This is a genomic window from Brachyspira innocens ATCC 29796 (assembly GCF_000384655.1).
GTDB classification, from domain to species: domain Bacteria; phylum Spirochaetota; class Brachyspiria; order Brachyspirales; family Brachyspiraceae; genus Brachyspira; species Brachyspira innocens.
The window spans coordinates 1-2,119 of record NZ_ARQI01000018.1 but is presented as its reverse complement, the minus strand read 5'-3'; the positions used below and the strand labels follow the sequence as shown (position 1 = coordinate 2,119).

General features: G+C 26.3%; 1 protein-coding gene. It reads left to right on the top strand.

What is annotated here, in order from left to right; genetic code table 11:
* Positions 1-234 precede the first annotated feature (234 nt).
* Positions 235-1,740 carry an aryl-sulfate sulfotransferase gene (locus F811_RS0100165; RefSeq protein WP_020003306.1) on the top strand — a complete coding sequence of 502 codons (1,506 nt, stop codon included), beginning with the start codon at positions 235-237 and terminating at the stop codon, positions 1,738-1,740.
* Positions 1,741-2,119: the final 379 nt, after the last annotated feature.

The following is a 2,119-nucleotide window of genomic DNA, read 5'->3' as shown; positions in this document are numbered from 1 at the left end:
ACAACACAACACAACACAACACAACACAACACAACACAACACAACACAACACAACACAACACAACACAACACAATCATCTAATCTAATATTTCTATTTTTCAACAAAATCAATCTTTATTTTTTAATCATAAAAACATATTCCCATAATATTATCTTTATTAGTATAAAAAAACACTATTTATTAATATCTTGTATAAAAAATAATTAATATAAATATTTTAGGAGAATAAATTATGAAAAAACTATTATTTATTATTTTACTGGTTACAGTTTTATTTGCTTTATCTTGTAATCATAATAAGTTAAACTCTTCATTAACCAGTTCCATTGGTAAAGTTGGAGAAATAGTTGTGGATCCTTATGGAGTAACACCATTATCAGCAGTTTATACAACAGAAACTGTAAATGCGGCACCTATAACAGTAATAGTTAAAGGTTTATATGGAGAGCCAGACATAATACACACTTATCCAGCAGGTTATGGTACAGAGTTTGAAATACATGGTATGTTTGCAGAATCTCAAAATACTATTGAAGTTAATGACGGCGGAAGAATTATAACTAAAAATGTTAACATAGGAAAATTGTTTTTAAAACAGAATAATAGACCAGTACCACGTGAATATGATGTTAAAATTAATAATTTACCAGAAGAAAAATATACTAATAATCCTGATTTATATTTTTCCATTGGAGCTGGAGTAGTAGGTGTTTCTAGAAATGGTTATGTTAGATATGTAATGGATAGTGTACATTCTTTCAAATTAGTTATAGATAAGAAAATATATATACATAATATTTGGTCTACAGTTAACTCTATTGGTAAAACAATACTTAATTATCCAACAGTTAGTCATCACGATATAATAAAAGTGAATAATAATTATTTGTACTTATCTAGTTCTGAATGGGGATCGGAGGATAGAATGGTAGAGATAGATTCTTCTGGTAAAGAGATTAGACGATTAAATTTTGCACAATTAATTAAGGATGCTTTAGATATAGTAAAATATCCAGAAGATGAGTATATTTTTAAAAAAATAGCATATACAGAAGATATAAATAACATATATGAAAATAATGGTGTTCAAAAATCAGTAAACTGGTTTCATGCTAATTCTTTGGTTTATGATTTATCAACTGATATTTTGTATGTATCAAGTAGAGATCATGCTGTTTTGGCTATAGACTACAGTGAATGGAAATTAATTTGGTGGATGGTAGATAGCAAACTTAATACCATTCCTCCAGTAGTTGGATATGATAAATCTTTTAAAGATTTAAAATCATTGGAACCATATAGGGTAAAAGGTGATGCATTAAATGACGGACCAAAAAATCAGCATGCATTATTTTTACATAAAAATGGGAATTTAGGAATGTTTGATAATCAGGGAGATGAAACAACTAATCCTAATGGTTCAAGATATGTTGAATACAAGATAACAGGTACTCATGGCAATTATATAGCACAAAAAGTTTATGAATATAGAGATAGTTCTTTATATTCTAGAGTAGTGTCTGATGTAGATTTTACATCTGAAAATTATAAAAATTTATTGATTTGTTATGGTTATCCTAGTGGTAGAATATTGGAAATAGATAAAAATAGTAAAATACAATTATTTAGAATAGATATTATAGATACAAGTCATACATATAGAGTAGATAAAATGCCTTTGTATTATGATGAAGGAAGAGTTTATTCAGAGGACTGTAACTTGAAAAATCCTAATTAATTTTAATCATTAATTATAATTTGATAAAATGAAATTAAGGCTTGATTACAGTAATGTAGTTGAGCCTTTTTATTTCATTTAAATTTTTGTAATAAATATTCCACTTTTTTAATTAATTCTTTTAGCGTTCAAGTTTACATTATAATAGCAGTTTATTTTTTTCAATAAGATTATTGATATTATTTTTATAACTTATGAAATTATGTAAAAATAGTATGTAGGTTTATAAATATAATTGACAAATATGTTTATAGAATATAAAATATGCTAACTATATTTTTGGCATATTTATGAACAACACAACACAACACAACACAACACAACACAACACAACACAACACAACACAACACAACACAACACAACACAACACAACACAAC